This is a genomic window from Lactococcus sp. EKM203L, from assembly GCF_011800585.1.
Lineage (GTDB): Bacteria > Bacillota > Bacilli > Lactobacillales > Streptococcaceae > Lactococcus > Lactococcus lactis.
Map to the genome: position 1 here is coordinate 184,248 of NZ_JAALEQ010000004.1, position 12,600 is coordinate 196,847.

Here is a 12,600-nt window from a genome sequence, read left to right on the forward strand (position 1 = left end):
TAGTTATTTTACTTAAGGAGTGCTTTTAATTCATCTTCAGAATACTCATATTTGTTTTCACAGAATTGACAAATAATTTCAGCACCGTGATCCTCGGCTATCATTTCCTCAATTGGTTCTCTTCCTAAAGATTTAATGCCTTCAAGGAAACGTTCCTTACTACAATCACATTTGAATTCCAAAGGAAATTCGCCAAGATTTTTGTATTCCATATCGCCATAAATATTGTCTAACATCGTTTTTAATGGTTCTTCACTGGTCAGCATTGTTGCAATTGAAGGCATACTTTTAATATTATGTTCAATTTCGGTAATTTCTTCGTCAGTAGCATCTGGCAAAGCTTGCAACATAAATCCACCAGCAATTTTGACTGTATCTGAGTCTTCATTAAGCAAAACATTCACACCAACAGAAGAAGGAGTTTGTTCTGAACTTAAAAAATACCAAGCTAAGTCTTCGCCAATTTCACCAGTAATTAAATCAACTTGACCACTATAAGGTTGTTTAAGTCCCATGTCTTTGACCACAACTAAAAAGCCATTACCAACAAAAGGAGCAACTAACACTTCACCAGTTGAAGCTTTTTTATAGTCGAGTTCACGATTTTTGACATAACCTTTGACATGGCCGCGGCTGTCAGCGACTGCGATGATTGGCCCCATTGCTCCATCACCCAGAACTTTAACTGTAATTTTAGTATCACCTTTTTCATTAGCTCCTAAAATTTGTCCAGCAATCAATGTACGACCTAAGGCAACCGTCGAAGTTGGCCATGTTTGATGGCGTTCCTGTGCTTCTTTCACAGTTAGGGTTGAATCCAAAGCAAAAGCTCTGAAATGCCCATTTTTTGAGATTGATTTGATAATTTTATCCATGAGTCTATTGTACCACAAGACCCCAACTGACCTCAATAGAGCACAAAAATTGTCAATCAATAAATGATATAAAAGCAAGAAAAAACCTCAGATTTTCCTTTGATGTTTGAGAAAGCTTAAAAGTGTTTGTTAAGAATAAAGGATTTTGATAAACTAATAGCAGTAAATAAATTTTTTGAACATATTATTACTAAAAACAACAAAAAAATGATAATGAAGATGAGAGAGGCCTGCTATGGAATTTGAAGATTATTTTAAAAATGATGAGTTAATGAACATTGTCAGAGAAACTGTAAAATTGGTCTTTCCTGAAGCACAAGAACGTATTTCCTACGGAATGCCTGCATGGTTTAAGGATAAGAATGTCCTTATTTATGCAAGTCCTCAAAAAAAGCACTTAGGAATTTATCCCAAACCAAACTTCATTGAAAATAATAGTGCGTCTCTTAAAGAACAATATGAATGCAGTAAAGGGACCATAAAAGTTCCTTATGATGTTGAAACCAATGAACTCAAACGCTTGGTTAGTGAGATTGTAAAATGGAACTTGGACCATTAAATTTAACTGGTGTTTTGATAATAAACTATAAAAATTATTTGTATTTGTAAATTTATGTATCCTGAAACCAATTATTAAAAGAAAGAATGTGAATTATGCGAACTGTACCACTTGGACCAATATTAATATTTATTGCTTTTTTTATATTAATTTATATAGGATTATTCATAGCAATTATTTTAACTGCTTTTATCAATGCAGTTCGTAAAAATGAAAATGTAGATGAATCATTTTTAGATAGATTTGAACGTCTTAATAAAGAATATTTTTATACGTTGTTTAAGAAAGGTTACAAGCCTAAAAAAGAAGCTTTGCCCGAATGGATTCGTTGGATAAGTAAACCCTGAGAATGGTATTTTAAAATAATCATATGTAAAAATTTAATATAAATTAATTGAACAAATACAGAAGTAAAGGATAATAACAATGGATATGAGAAGAGCTAAAAGACAGGTTACAGATATTGAGCTAATTAAAGAACTGGTTGAAGAAGTACAAGTCGTTCGTCTGGCCATAAATGGAGAAATTTACCCCTATGTAGTACCAGTAAATTTCGGCTATTCTTGGGATAATAATGATCAACTAACACTATATGTTCATGGAGCAAAAGAAGGAAAGAAAGTATCAATGCTAGAAAAAATCCTTTAGTTGCTGTCGAAATGGATAGTCATCATAAGCTAATCGAAGGAAATAAAAATGCTTCAACTTATTCTTATGCTTATCAAAGTTTGATTGGTTTTGGAAAAGCAGAAATGATAGAAAATTTGGACGAAAAGAGGGTGGCATTGGAGCTTTTAATGGAGCATGCAGCAAAAGGAAAAGAATACGACCCCATGCCAGAAAAAATGTTAGAGCGAGTTGGAGTAATAAAAATTGAATTGGACTCATATACTGTAAAACAAAATATCCATCCTGAGAAAAAAATTAGAAATTTTTGGGACTGATATTGTTAAGCTACATAAAAATGTTCTTTAAAAGAGAATGATTTTATATAAATTATGAAAATTTGGAGTAGAAAATGATTAGAAAAAAGGAGTGGGAGAAATCCTTTAAAAATGTAAATGGGCGTGAGCCTAATGAAGAAGACTATGAAAAGGCTCTTTCACTAGGCTTGGTACGCGAGGAGTCTAGTGTTCCAAACTCTAATAAAAAAACAGTGCTTGTTTTAGGAACTGTTATTGTGAGTCTTTTAATATTTGCGATAGGAATTTTATTAACGATCTTTTTCTATCCCAGTCCAAAGAGTTCACAAGCAAGTTTTGCTAGTAGCACTTCTCAATCTTCCAAAAAAGAAAGGGAGTCTACAGATACTGGTTCTTCAATTGATTACAAGGATTCATCAAAATTATCACAAGAAGATCAGGAGAAACTTGAAGAAGGATATAAATCTATTGAACTTGAGAAAGAGGCTTGGCATAGACAAATGTTGCGAGATATCATTACCATGTATGCTGAACCAAAAATAAGTTATAGTGACAGTCAGTTTCAAGAAAAATATGATAGCGATTATAAGCAGTGTACAGAAGCGATTGAAAACAAAGTAAAAGAAATACTCCCTGAACATTTAAGAGCTTATACTGAAGCTCATTATGAAAATGGAGGATTAGGACTTCCTACTTTTGATAATATAATAAATGAGGCAAGAACATATTATAATTCAACCAATAAAAATTGGACATTTCCTCAAGATTCATAATTTTTCAATCACAAAATAAAAAAACAAATTGACATGGAATAAGAGTTTAACAACTAGGAGTAGTTATGAAAAAAATTATCTTATGGGGTCTTACTTTTCTTGTAATATTAACATTATCGTCATGCTCAAAGAATAAAAATAGCAAGTACGATTCAGTAATTTCAGATTTAAAATCAGAACTTGCTGTTAAAGGGGATTCGAAGCTTACTTTTGATAATTATGAATGGAGCTATAAAGTCGTTCATAATGTGACAAATGCAGATATTTCTAAAGGAGATATGATTGAAGTTTATCCAAAAAAAGAAAGAGATTCAAAAAGGCTATTTAATATAAATATAGATTCACAAATGGGGGATTCTTATGCACAAAGTAAAATTATAGTCCTGCAAAAAATAGTTTCTAAAATTGCTAAGAAGCTGCCTAACGATAATTCTGAAATTACTCTAGGTTTTAAAAGTCAACAAAAAAGTAAAAGAATTGTCCCAGTTGCTCGTTCTCTAAAATCTATGGATGCATTTCCGATAAATGATTGAGAAAATAAAGTTTTCTAAGACAATTAGCACTAATAATTCGAAAAAATATAGCTTATTTTGCTAAAATATTAAAACTTGTATTAGGGTGCAAACTATAATCTCAAGATAAATGTAATCTATCATCCAACTGGATAAAATCCATTTTTATAAAATAGAAAGAATTTAGAACATGAAAAAAGGCGACATCATCATCTTAGCTGATGGACAGAAAGCTACCGTTATATTTGGTGATGAATCAAATTATCAACATAGCTGTATTGTAAAATTGGAAAATGGTCAATTAAAAGTAGTTGAAGAAAAAAATATCTCGCTTCTTTCACTAAATTAATAACTCAAATGTCAGATAAGTGATAATAATTGTATAATGGATATTTTTCTAGCTCTTAACTGAAGAATATTGTCCTGTCTTTTATTCGTTTTCTAAAATTTAAAGAATCGAAACTTACAAGTTGTAACAAAAATAATAAATATCCATGGAAATTGTTCAAAGCATTTAAAGTTGTCAATCTTAAACCCTTTGCTTATAGCTTTTTATTTAGTAGAATAATGAAAAAGCTCATCCTCAATAGCTTTGAGAGGTTAGAAAATGGTTAATATGTTTTCAGTTATAATAAATTCAACGGTTATCTACTGGGCAACAGCCCTAGATTTACTTATATTACTAGCAATATTATATGTTCGTTTTGATAAAAAAAGTCATTTATCTATTACTTTGGGACAAATAATTGGTTCTTTTGCACTTGTATTGGTCAGTTTATTTTTTGCGGTCATCCTAAAACTTGTTCCAGAAGAGTGGATTTTAGGCTTACTGGGCCTGATTCCTTTAGGACTAGGAATAAAATATTTATTCTTTGGGGATGATGATGACGATGAAGAATTAGATGAATTGCTACAAAAAAGGAAAAATAAAAGCTTGCTTGGAACTGTTATTATCATTTCTTTTGCGAGTTGTGGAGCGGATAATATTGCTTTGTTTACTCCATTTTTTATGACACTGTCAGCTAATAATTTGCTATTATCAATAATAATTTTTGCCTTAAACATATTAATTTTAGGGCTTCTTGGAAAAACAATTGCAAAAAATCCTCACCTTCATGACGTTTTAGAAAAATACAGTCGTTGGATTCTTGCTTTTGTTTATATAATACTTGGAATAATGGTTTTACTAGAAAGTGGAACAGTCTCCAAAATTCTCAGTTTTTTGTAAAACATAATTTAAAGATTAAAAAAGTTCCGTATTTCCGAACGATAATTTAGATTTAATCAAAAGCATCAGGATTTTTTAAGTAAATCTTGATGTTTTTTGATAAAATAAAAAATAGTGCGATAGGAGCTTTCAAGAAATGATTTATCTTTTACTTTTGATAAATTAGTTCAAAAGTTGAAGAAGTTTTTCAGAAATGCCAGCCAAGCGAACTTGGAGCGTGCAAAATATTTTAAGAAAAGTGGATAGTCAAAACTATCCAAAAGGAGAATATTATGCCATCAGTAGTAGTTGTCGGAACGCAATGGGGAGACGAAGGAAAAGGTAAAATTACAGATTTCCTAAGCTCAAATGCAGAAGTTATTGCCCGTTATCAAGGGGGAGACAATGCAGGTCATACCATCGTCATCGACGGCAAAAAGTTCAAACTTCACCTTATTCCATCAGGAATTTTCTTCCCTGAAAAGATTTCCGTTATTGGGAATGGTGTCGTTGTTAACCCAAAATCACTGATTGAAGAAATCGCTTATCTCGCTGAAAATGGAGTTTCTGCAGAGAGTTTACGTATTTCAGACCGTGCACATGTTATCTTGCCTTACCATAAAAAATTAGACTTCCTTCAAGAAGAAGCCAAAGGCGATAAGAAGATTGGGACAACCATTAAAGGGATTGGTCCAGCCTATATGGATAAAGCAGCTCGTGTCGGAATTCGTGTTGCAGACTTACTTGACAAAGAAATCTTTGAGGAACGTTTACGTACAAACCTTGAAGCTAAAAACCGTGAATTTGTAAAAATGTATGATTCAGAACCAATCGAATTTGAAGAAATATTTGAAGAATACTATGAATACGGTCAACAACTTAAAAAATATGTGACAGATACTTCAGTTATCTTGAATGATGCCCTTGATGCAGGAAAACGTGTCCTTTTTGAAGGTGCGCAAGGGGTAATGCTTGATATTGACCAAGGAACATACCCATTTGTAACTTCATCAAACCCAGTAGCTGGTGGGGTAACGATTGGCTCTGGTGTGGGTCCATCAAAAATTTCAAAAGTTGTTGGTGTTTGTAAAGCCTATACTTCACGTGTGGGTGATGGTCCATTCCCAACAGAACTTTTTGATGAAGTTGGACATCAAATTCGTGAAGTAGGACATGAATATGGAACAACAACAGGACGTCCACGTCGTGTTGGTTGGTTTGACTCAGTCGTAATGCGTCATGCAAAACGTGTTTCTGGCTTGACAAATCTTAGCTTGAATTCAATTGACGTTCTCTCAGGACTTGAAACAGTAAAAATTTGTGTTGCTTACGAACGTAGTAATGGTGAACAAATTACTCATTATCCAGCATCACTTAAGGAATTAGCAGATTGCAAACCAATCTATGAAGAATTGCCAGGATGGTCTGAAGATATTACTTCATGCCGAACTTTAGAAGAGTTACCAGAAGCTGCTCGTAACTATGTTCGTCGGGTTGGTGAACTAGTTGGCGTACGTATCTCGACTTTCTCAGTAGGTCCTGGTCGTGAACAAACTAATGTTTTAGAATCAGTTTGGGGCGTATAAAGTCAAAATAAAAAAGCCAGAGCATGCTCTGACTTTTTTTGTTTACAAGAAGGGTCCAAAGACTTGTGAACTAGAGTTTTTATTATTGACGTTGACATCAATTACATTATAAAAGGCATTAGAAGTATCAGCTACATCCCAGACAGCCAAAACAATGTGATATCCAGATCGATCAGTTGGAATGTTAATCGTATGTGAGAGATTATTTGTTGCAGGAGACCCATCGTGATTGATTGTCCCTATAAGTTCTAATTCTGAACGTTTTAAAGGTGCATTTTGGTCCCAACCTGTTTTGGTCATATAGTAGTGCCACTTAGTTGTTTTATGAGGTGCAGTGTATTTCCAAGTAAAGATGTTAGAACCTGTACTAATAGATGTTTTTTTTCATCGTGTACTAGTTTGATTATCTAGAACAAAGTCGCCTATTTGCCCTAAGCCTCCATTTGCAGAAGCAATCCGACCATCAGCGGGACCAGACACCGGGAAGCCTTTAGGTGCTTCTAAAGATTGTGGGTTACTAATAACATTTCCATAAATGTTAAAAGCGGCGGTCCACCCTAAACTTTGAGAATCTAATTGTCCTTGATAGCCTCTGGCTGGTGGTGATTGAACATAACCATGAGCTGATACAGTATCTGTTTTAATTAAAAGGGAGACACTGAGTAGACCTGCAGCGACTAATAAACCAGTAAGTAGTTTTTTCATAAATTTATTCCTCTCCTATTTATAGCTTTTTCCATGGACCAAAATCTCCTGATTGGTCAGGTTGTTGGCCAGTATTCCACCATTTTGCTTCATAATTTACTCCATTAAAAGTAACACGATCACCTTGAACATAAACTTTATCCTTTTGCCAAGTATTATTTTCCGCTGATGTGTCCAGTGTCATAAATGTAGCTCTGGCCGTATCAGAACGATTACCTGAAGGGTCAACTGCTACAATTTCAACATTGTATTCAGTTTTTTTGGATAATCCAGTCACATCTTGTAAGCCGGAAGTACTTTTAAATGATTGAGTACCAATCTTAATTTCATAGTGATCAATGCGAACATTGTCTGTAGATTTTCCTTGAATCGTGGCAGTAGAAGCAGTCACATTACTAATTGAAATTGTGGGCAAGGTTGGTTTTTCAGTATCTTCAATCGGTTGATTGTTAAAGAGCATTGGGGCGTATGTATTTACAAAAGTATTATTATATTTTTCGCCATTTGAATTGGTTCCAGCATCCCAATTTACTGACCAAGTCATTAAACCTTTTATTTCGTTACCGGAAGCTTTTAAGCGATTCAATGCATTTTTTACGGCATTGGGGTCTTTCACATAACCTGTTGCAGCAGCGTCATTATTAGATGGTAGACCAATAACGAATTTACTGGCTGGGATTTTAATAAACCCATCTGTTCCTGTTACGAGACGTTGAGTTAAACCATAGAGAAAATCTTCTTTTTTTTCGTCATTTGATTGAGAAATCCACATATTTAAATCACTATCCCAGAAACCATCTCCTCCTTGATTATAGTATTGAGGATTGATGAAATCATAGTACGAATCTAAATTGTTGATATATGGTGCATATTTTCCTGAACTTGTTAAATAAGGAAATTCTGGAGCCATCGTAATCATAAAGTTTTTACCATCTTTTCGATAATGGTCTTTAACTTTTTTTAAAGCGGATGGGATAACAGTTTGATTATCTGCTGCTTCAATTGCAGCCTGCTCTAAATCAATATCTAATCCATCAAAGCCGTAAGTATCTACAAGACGAATGATTTCATTAACAAAATCACTTTCCTGACTTTTCTTTAATTCAATATGAGCGTCAGCTCCTCCTAAAGCGATTAAGACGCTCTTACCTTCGGCATTTAATTTTGAAATTTCGGCTCTGAATTCAGTATCGGTTTTGTTATAAGGCTTGAAAGTGGGAAGGGTTTGTCCTTCAGGTGTTTTCATAAAGGAAACATTAATTACATTGTAGCCTTCTTGTGTACTTGAAAGATTGAAGTCAGCAGAACTTCCTCCTTTATAACCATCTTTTCCTGTTGATTTCCAATTGTGCCAATAACCTACAAGCACTTTATCTTTTGGATTGACCATTTCACTAGCTGCATCTGCTAAGACTTGTTGCCCTCCTAATACAACAATTCCTATAGATGCTGTTACCAAAAAAGCCTTAATTTCTCTACGTTTTTTCACTGAAATCATAAATATCTCCTAAACAATAGTGATTTTAAAGATTCCGGAATCTTGTTCTGTAAGCGCTAACTTTATTTTAACAATTTTTTTCCTTAACTAAAAATAAAAAGGTTTATAAAATAATTATTTTTGAAGGATAAAAAAACACTAATATTCATAAAATATTAGTGTTTTTCTTATTTTAAATCTTTAAGTAAAGAATCTAACCATTCTTTTTTAAAAGTTTCTCTTTGAATAGCAAAATCTAAAACCAAATAGTGGCCACTTTTTTTATTTTTTTCATCTTCACCAAAGAGGTCTTTTTGACGTTTAATCAGATATTCCAGTTTTTTCTGGTGGACAATACTTTCTTCTTCAATTAGTTTTTGGAGATTTTCTTCATTTTTGTCATCAAGAAAATAAAGGCGGAGCATGAATTCATCTTTTTGAATTGGATAGCGGTCAACAGGGTGTTTTAACCACTCGTTAAATAGTTCGATTCCTTTTGGAGTAATTTGATAGGTTTTTTTCTCTAACTTTTCACCTACAATGTGTACATCAAAAGTAACGGCTTGATCGTTTAATAATACTCTAAGTGAAGGATAAATTTGCCCTGTGTTGGCTTGCCAAAATTCACCGACTTCACTTTCAAACTTTTTCTTAAGGTCATAACCACTTAATGGTTCGGTCTTTAAAAGTCCAAGTATAATATAAGATAATTTATCTCTATGGCTCATATTTTTTCTCCTTTATTTCCATGATACACAAAAAATAGTAAATTGTAAATTTTTGATGTAGAATTTAAACTTCATTTTTAAAAAACTGTCTATTCTATTATATTATATACACGGATTAGTCTCAAGCCTTTGATATTAAAAGGTTTGAGTTTTTTATTTTATCTAAGAATAGAATTAACAGAGTTTTTAACAGAGTTCTATTTTAAAAGTTGGCATACTTAGTAAATAGTTCAAGCTCTTTATTCTTCTTTTCGGGCTCAAGATGTGAGTATAGGTCCATAGTCAATTGCAACTTTGAATGACCTAGCCTTTCTTGAATCACTTTATAACTCATTCCAGCATTTAAACAAAGGCTAGCATGTGAATGCCTGAATCCATGAAAGCTCAACAACGGCAGTTCAGTATCTTTGATTATATTATTCAGCTTGTAGATAAGGTTGTGATAATCCATCACTCCACCTTCTATTTTTGGAAATACTAGGTTTTGTTGTGGATTTCCTAACTTCATAAAGTGTTTCTTTTGAAAGAAGTACCAGCTTTTTAATACAGAAATTGCCTTATCGTCAATGGTAATAATTCGATTGCTTTTATTGCTTTTTGGTGTATCTTGAATTTGAAATCGTCTGACTGTGGTTTTGCTGACAGATACAGTCTGGTTTTCAAAGTTAATATCAGACCATGATAAGGCCATAGCTTCGCCAATACGCAAGCCCGATGCCACAAGCAAGCGTAGAAGAGCTTTAAAGTATTCATTTGACCACTGGCCACTCTTTAGAGATTCAAGGTAATTAAAGAGTTTTGCTAATTCTGATTTTTTGTAAAACTTTATCTCTTTTTTTGCTTGTTCCACCTTTACTTGTGGCACAATCACTGACTGACACGGATTAGCCTCAATGATTCCAAGTGAAAGTGCATGTTGAAATATGCGATTGATGATATTGAACTGCAGTTTATATCGTTTAGCTTGTCCAGTAGTACGCTTTTGCCTCCCGTTAAGAGGAGCAGCGGCACTTTTTCCCCAATTGATAACTTGCTGCTGTATTTGTGCTGTGGTAATCTTGGTGATTCTCTTACTACCAAAAGCTGGCAAAGTATAATTATCGAGATTTGATCTCATTTGGTCAATAGAACCTATCTTACGTTGCAGCTTATAAAGTTCAAAAAAGCTCTCAGCAACCTCTCCAAAAGTTTCGAGTGATTCTTTACCTTTGGTGTTACCATTCTTTTTAAAATTATTTTTCAGGCGTTCGAGTTCATTCTTGACGCCTGTTTTTGTGCGCCCTCTAATATCTGTTTTTACTTGCTTACCTGTAAGCACATCAGTACCGATATAAGCGCCACGCAGAATATAACGCACCTCTCCCCCTTTTGTTTTGTATTCTTTTATATTTAGTTTGTTCATGTTGATTTGTCTTTCTAGCACCGCCCAGTACGCAAAAGTCAAAACATGAAATTATTTAAATTAAGACGAGGGTTTATCATTATCAATAAAAACAATTTTTCCATTTTCTGCTTTAAATGTTCTGTCAATTAATCCTGATTTTAAGCCCATGCTTTTTGTAAAAAAATTTCTATCTTCGTTATCAAGTAAAGAATAGGCAGAGACTATATTAGTCAAATTATCATAATCTTGTTCTGAAAAATTTGTTCTTAGTTCATTAAAAAACTTTGTAAAGCGTTCATTACCAAGCTCCATTATAAAATTTGCCAATGAAATTATTTTCTCCTCTTTTTGTAAACCTAGGAGATACGCCTTATCTACGTCTAAAAATTCGGATAATTTATCAATGACATCTTGCTTTGGTTCTCTTTTACCATTTTCCCATTCTACAATAGTAGTTTTAGAGACCCCCATTTTTTCAGCCAAGTCCTGCATTGTCAAGTTATTTTTTTTTCTCTGTTTTTTGATTCTATCTGCTGTAAGTGACATATATGTTTCCTCTCTTTATATAAATTATATCAGAAAAATAAAGAAAAGATAGTTAAAGGACTGTTTTTCATTTCTTTTTTATTGACAAGGATTGAAAAACAGTATATAATATACTCAAAGGATTGAAAAACAATTCCAAAAATAGAAAGGATACCTATCCATTATGAAGATATGGACAAATGAACAAGCTAAATCTCTCAGAGAAAGACGAGCAGGGATGAAACTAACTCAGATCGAAACATGTAAACTGATTGGAATTGGGGAAAAAACTTTGCGCAGCCTTGAAACAGGACCTTGTCAAGTTAAGCAAAGTATCTATATTAAAGTTCTCGAATTCATTTCAAGAGTATGCTGATAATTTTAAAATGTAAAAAATAAAAAAAAGCGCACCGCCCAGTACGCAAAATTGAGAACACAAAAAAATCCCAAAAGTTTGGAGACCGGCGGGATTTTAAACAACATGAGTAGAGCGGCTTAAATAAAGCTTTTCTACTCTCTATTTTACACTAAAAAGAGAGGTTACACAAGATGAAAAAACCAGTAAATAAGGAAACTTATATCCTAGACGATTCTATCGCTTTTGAACTTATGGACTTGTTAAAAACCAAAGCACGGCACTTCATCCAACTAAATGAGTACGTTTATCGCCTATTTGACGGTAAAAGCGTAGTGACATTTACAACTTTGTCAAATGACATTCAATTAGAAATAGTTCGAGGTAAAGCATGATTGAAGATATTAATTTAAAAAATGCTGAGGCTTCAGCAATCCTAACAATGGTTTTAGATGAAGTTCAAGGAATATATAATCTTGAAGAAGAAAACAGAAATTATGAATTAAACCGGCTTAAAGATACTCTAATCATGTCCCTTTATATGATGGATGAACGAGTGAAAGAGATTAACAAAATCGCTCGCTTAATCATGAAAACTGAGGCACAAAAGGGGGAATCATGAGTATCTTATCATTTGAAGCAGAGCAGGAACTGACTCAATCTGTATTAGGCCGTGTTGATAAACTGGTTGAAGCAAGAATTGAGCAACTGCGTGAGTTTCCATATAAGAAAAAAGCTGATTTAAAACGTGAACTTTCGATTAATGAAGCTTACTATAAAAAGCTAGTGGTTGCTGGCCTTCGTGAAGTTATCCTTGAAGAAGGAGATAAAACGGTTTGGGTCTCAAAGAAACAACTTGAGCAGTTAATGGATTCATTAGCCGAATAGGAGGAAGAAGTGACAGAAGTTAAAATTGATTACGGAGATTTGGAAAAACAACGCAAAGCATGGGAACGGTTAGAAAATAATCTAAAAAAGGTGATTAATCTTC

Annotated in this window: 15 protein-coding genes and 2 pseudogenes; 11 read left to right on the top strand and 6 right to left on the bottom strand. The window is 33.4% G+C overall.

The annotated features are described in order from the left end of the window. Window positions 1-8: 8 nt before the first annotated feature. Window positions 9-875: an Hsp33 family molecular chaperone HslO gene (gene hslO / locus HFD15_RS09270; protein WP_004254807.1), complete on the bottom strand. Its 867-nt coding sequence runs from the start codon at window positions 873-875 to the stop codon at window positions 9-11. Between the two features lie 235 nt (window positions 876-1,110). On the opposite strand from hslO, the gene HFD15_RS09275 reads away from it, so the two are divergent. The 8 genes and pseudogenes from HFD15_RS09275 to HFD15_RS09310 all read left to right on the top strand — a co-directional run bounded on the left by HFD15_RS09275 (window position 1,111) and on the right by HFD15_RS09310 (window position 6,435). After that, window positions 1,111-1,434, top strand: a complete 324-nt coding sequence (locus HFD15_RS09275) for an iron chaperone (RefSeq protein WP_058207902.1) — start codon at window positions 1,111-1,113, stop codon at window positions 1,432-1,434. A gap of 95 nt (window positions 1,435-1,529) precedes the next feature. Further along, window positions 1,530-1,781 (top strand): hypothetical protein, encoded by a 252-nt coding sequence (locus tag HFD15_RS09280; protein WP_058207901.1) that lies wholly within the window; start codon window positions 1,530-1,532, stop codon window positions 1,779-1,781. A gap of 79 nt (window positions 1,782-1,860) precedes the next feature. After that, window positions 1,861-2,378: pseudogene (locus HFD15_RS09285) on the top strand (pyridoxamine 5'-phosphate oxidase family protein). A 74-nt stretch (window positions 2,379-2,452) separates the two neighbouring features. Beyond that, the gene (locus HFD15_RS09290) at window positions 2,453-3,130 is read left to right on the top strand and encodes a hypothetical protein (RefSeq protein ID WP_167593397.1); all 678 of its coding nucleotides are present in this window, start codon (window positions 2,453-2,455) and stop codon (window positions 3,128-3,130) included. Window positions 3,131-3,195: 65 nt separating this feature from the next. Next, a complete protein-coding gene (locus HFD15_RS09295) occupies window positions 3,196-3,663 on the top strand; it encodes a hypothetical protein (RefSeq protein WP_017865065.1) in 468 nt (155 codons plus the stop codon). A gap of 169 nt (window positions 3,664-3,832) precedes the next feature. Then, window positions 3,833-3,991 (top strand): hypothetical protein, encoded by a 159-nt coding sequence (locus tag HFD15_RS09300; RefSeq protein ID WP_004254823.1) that lies wholly within the window; start codon window positions 3,833-3,835, stop codon window positions 3,989-3,991. A gap of 258 nt (window positions 3,992-4,249) precedes the next feature. Then, window positions 4,250-4,870, top strand: coding sequence for a cadmium resistance transporter (locus tag HFD15_RS09305; RefSeq protein WP_023188667.1), 621 nt, complete (start codon window positions 4,250-4,252; stop codon window positions 4,868-4,870). A 272-nt stretch (window positions 4,871-5,142) separates the two neighbouring features. Beyond that, a complete protein-coding gene (locus HFD15_RS09310; RefSeq protein ID WP_004254838.1) occupies window positions 5,143-6,435 on the top strand; it encodes an adenylosuccinate synthase in 1,293 nt (430 codons plus the stop codon). A 42-nt stretch (window positions 6,436-6,477) separates the two neighbouring features. Here HFD15_RS09310 and HFD15_RS09315 read toward each other — a convergent pair. The 5 genes and pseudogenes from HFD15_RS09315 to HFD15_RS09335 form a co-directional block, all read right to left on the bottom strand. Next, a pseudogene (locus tag HFD15_RS09315) lies at window positions 6,478-7,140 on the bottom strand (lytic polysaccharide monooxygenase). A 19-nt stretch (window positions 7,141-7,159) separates the two neighbouring features. Continuing rightward, a complete protein-coding gene (locus tag HFD15_RS09320) occupies window positions 7,160-8,638 on the bottom strand; it encodes a glycosyl hydrolase family 18 protein (RefSeq protein ID WP_012898470.1) in 1,479 nt (492 codons plus the stop codon). A gap of 167 nt (window positions 8,639-8,805) precedes the next feature. Then, window positions 8,806-9,345, bottom strand: a complete 540-nt coding sequence (locus HFD15_RS09325) for a PadR family transcriptional regulator (RefSeq protein WP_004254847.1) — start codon at window positions 9,343-9,345, stop codon at window positions 8,806-8,808. Between the two features lie 202 nt (window positions 9,346-9,547). Next, window positions 9,548-10,747 (bottom strand): site-specific integrase, encoded by a 1,200-nt coding sequence (locus HFD15_RS09330; RefSeq protein WP_167593396.1) that lies wholly within the window; start codon window positions 10,745-10,747, stop codon window positions 9,548-9,550. A gap of 60 nt (window positions 10,748-10,807) precedes the next feature. Continuing rightward, complete coding sequence (locus HFD15_RS09335) at window positions 10,808-11,275, bottom strand: helix-turn-helix domain-containing protein (protein WP_167593395.1); 468 nt, start codon at window positions 11,273-11,275, stop codon at window positions 10,808-10,810. Window positions 11,276-11,803: 528 nt separating this feature from the next. Here HFD15_RS09335 and HFD15_RS09340 point away from each other — a divergent pair. The 3 genes from HFD15_RS09340 to HFD15_RS09350 are packed head-to-tail and all read left to right on the top strand — an operon-like array spanning window position 11,804 to window position 12,497. Next, a complete protein-coding gene (locus HFD15_RS09340) occupies window positions 11,804-12,004 on the top strand; it encodes a DUF1655 domain-containing protein (protein ID WP_167593394.1) in 201 nt (66 codons plus the stop codon). Continuing rightward, window positions 12,001-12,231 (top strand): hypothetical protein, encoded by a 231-nt coding sequence (locus tag HFD15_RS09345; protein ID WP_167593393.1) that lies wholly within the window; start codon window positions 12,001-12,003, stop codon window positions 12,229-12,231. Before HFD15_RS09340 ends, HFD15_RS09345 begins: the two co-directional genes overlap by 4 nt. Then, window positions 12,228-12,497, top strand: coding sequence for a hypothetical protein (locus HFD15_RS09350; RefSeq protein ID WP_167593392.1), 270 nt, complete (start codon window positions 12,228-12,230; stop codon window positions 12,495-12,497). The genes HFD15_RS09345 and HFD15_RS09350 overlap by 4 nt, the downstream gene beginning before the upstream one ends. Window positions 12,498-12,600: the final 103 nt, after the last annotated feature.

Excerpts from the sequence above, each read along its gene's own strand:
- hslO (WP_004254807.1), bottom strand. The coding sequence starts at position 875 with ATGGATAAAATTATCAAATCAATCTCAAAAAATGGGCATTTCAGAGCT.
- HFD15_RS09275 (WP_058207902.1), top strand. The coding sequence starts at position 1,111 with ATGGAATTTGAAGATTATTTTAAAAATGATGAGTTAATGAACATTGTC.
- HFD15_RS09280 (WP_058207901.1), top strand. The coding sequence starts at position 1,530 with ATGCGAACTGTACCACTTGGACCAATATTAATATTTATTGCTTTTTTT.
- HFD15_RS09290 (WP_167593397.1), top strand. The coding sequence starts at position 2,453 with ATGATTAGAAAAAAGGAGTGGGAGAAATCCTTTAAAAATGTAAATGGG.
- HFD15_RS09295 (WP_017865065.1), top strand. The coding sequence starts at position 3,196 with ATGAAAAAAATTATCTTATGGGGTCTTACTTTTCTTGTAATATTAACA.
- HFD15_RS09300 (WP_004254823.1), top strand. The coding sequence starts at position 3,833 with ATGAAAAAAGGCGACATCATCATCTTAGCTGATGGACAGAAAGCTACC.
- HFD15_RS09305 (WP_023188667.1), top strand. The coding sequence starts at position 4,250 with ATGGTTAATATGTTTTCAGTTATAATAAATTCAACGGTTATCTACTGG.
- HFD15_RS09310 (WP_004254838.1), top strand. The coding sequence starts at position 5,143 with ATGCCATCAGTAGTAGTTGTCGGAACGCAATGGGGAGACGAAGGAAAA.
- HFD15_RS09320 (WP_012898470.1), bottom strand. The coding sequence starts at position 8,638 with ATGATTTCAGTGAAAAAACGTAGAGAAATTAAGGCTTTTTTGGTAACA.
- HFD15_RS09325 (WP_004254847.1), bottom strand. The coding sequence starts at position 9,345 with ATGAGCCATAGAGATAAATTATCTTATATTATACTTGGACTTTTAAAG.
- HFD15_RS09330 (WP_167593396.1), bottom strand. The coding sequence starts at position 10,747 with ATGAACAAACTAAATATAAAAGAATACAAAACAAAAGGGGGAGAGGTG.
- HFD15_RS09335 (WP_167593395.1), bottom strand. The coding sequence starts at position 11,275 with ATGTCACTTACAGCAGATAGAATCAAAAAACAGAGAAAAAAAAATAAC.
- HFD15_RS09340 (WP_167593394.1), top strand. The coding sequence starts at position 11,804 with ATGAAAAAACCAGTAAATAAGGAAACTTATATCCTAGACGATTCTATC.
- HFD15_RS09345 (WP_167593393.1), top strand. The coding sequence starts at position 12,001 with ATGATTGAAGATATTAATTTAAAAAATGCTGAGGCTTCAGCAATCCTA.
- HFD15_RS09350 (WP_167593392.1), top strand. The coding sequence starts at position 12,228 with ATGAGTATCTTATCATTTGAAGCAGAGCAGGAACTGACTCAATCTGTA.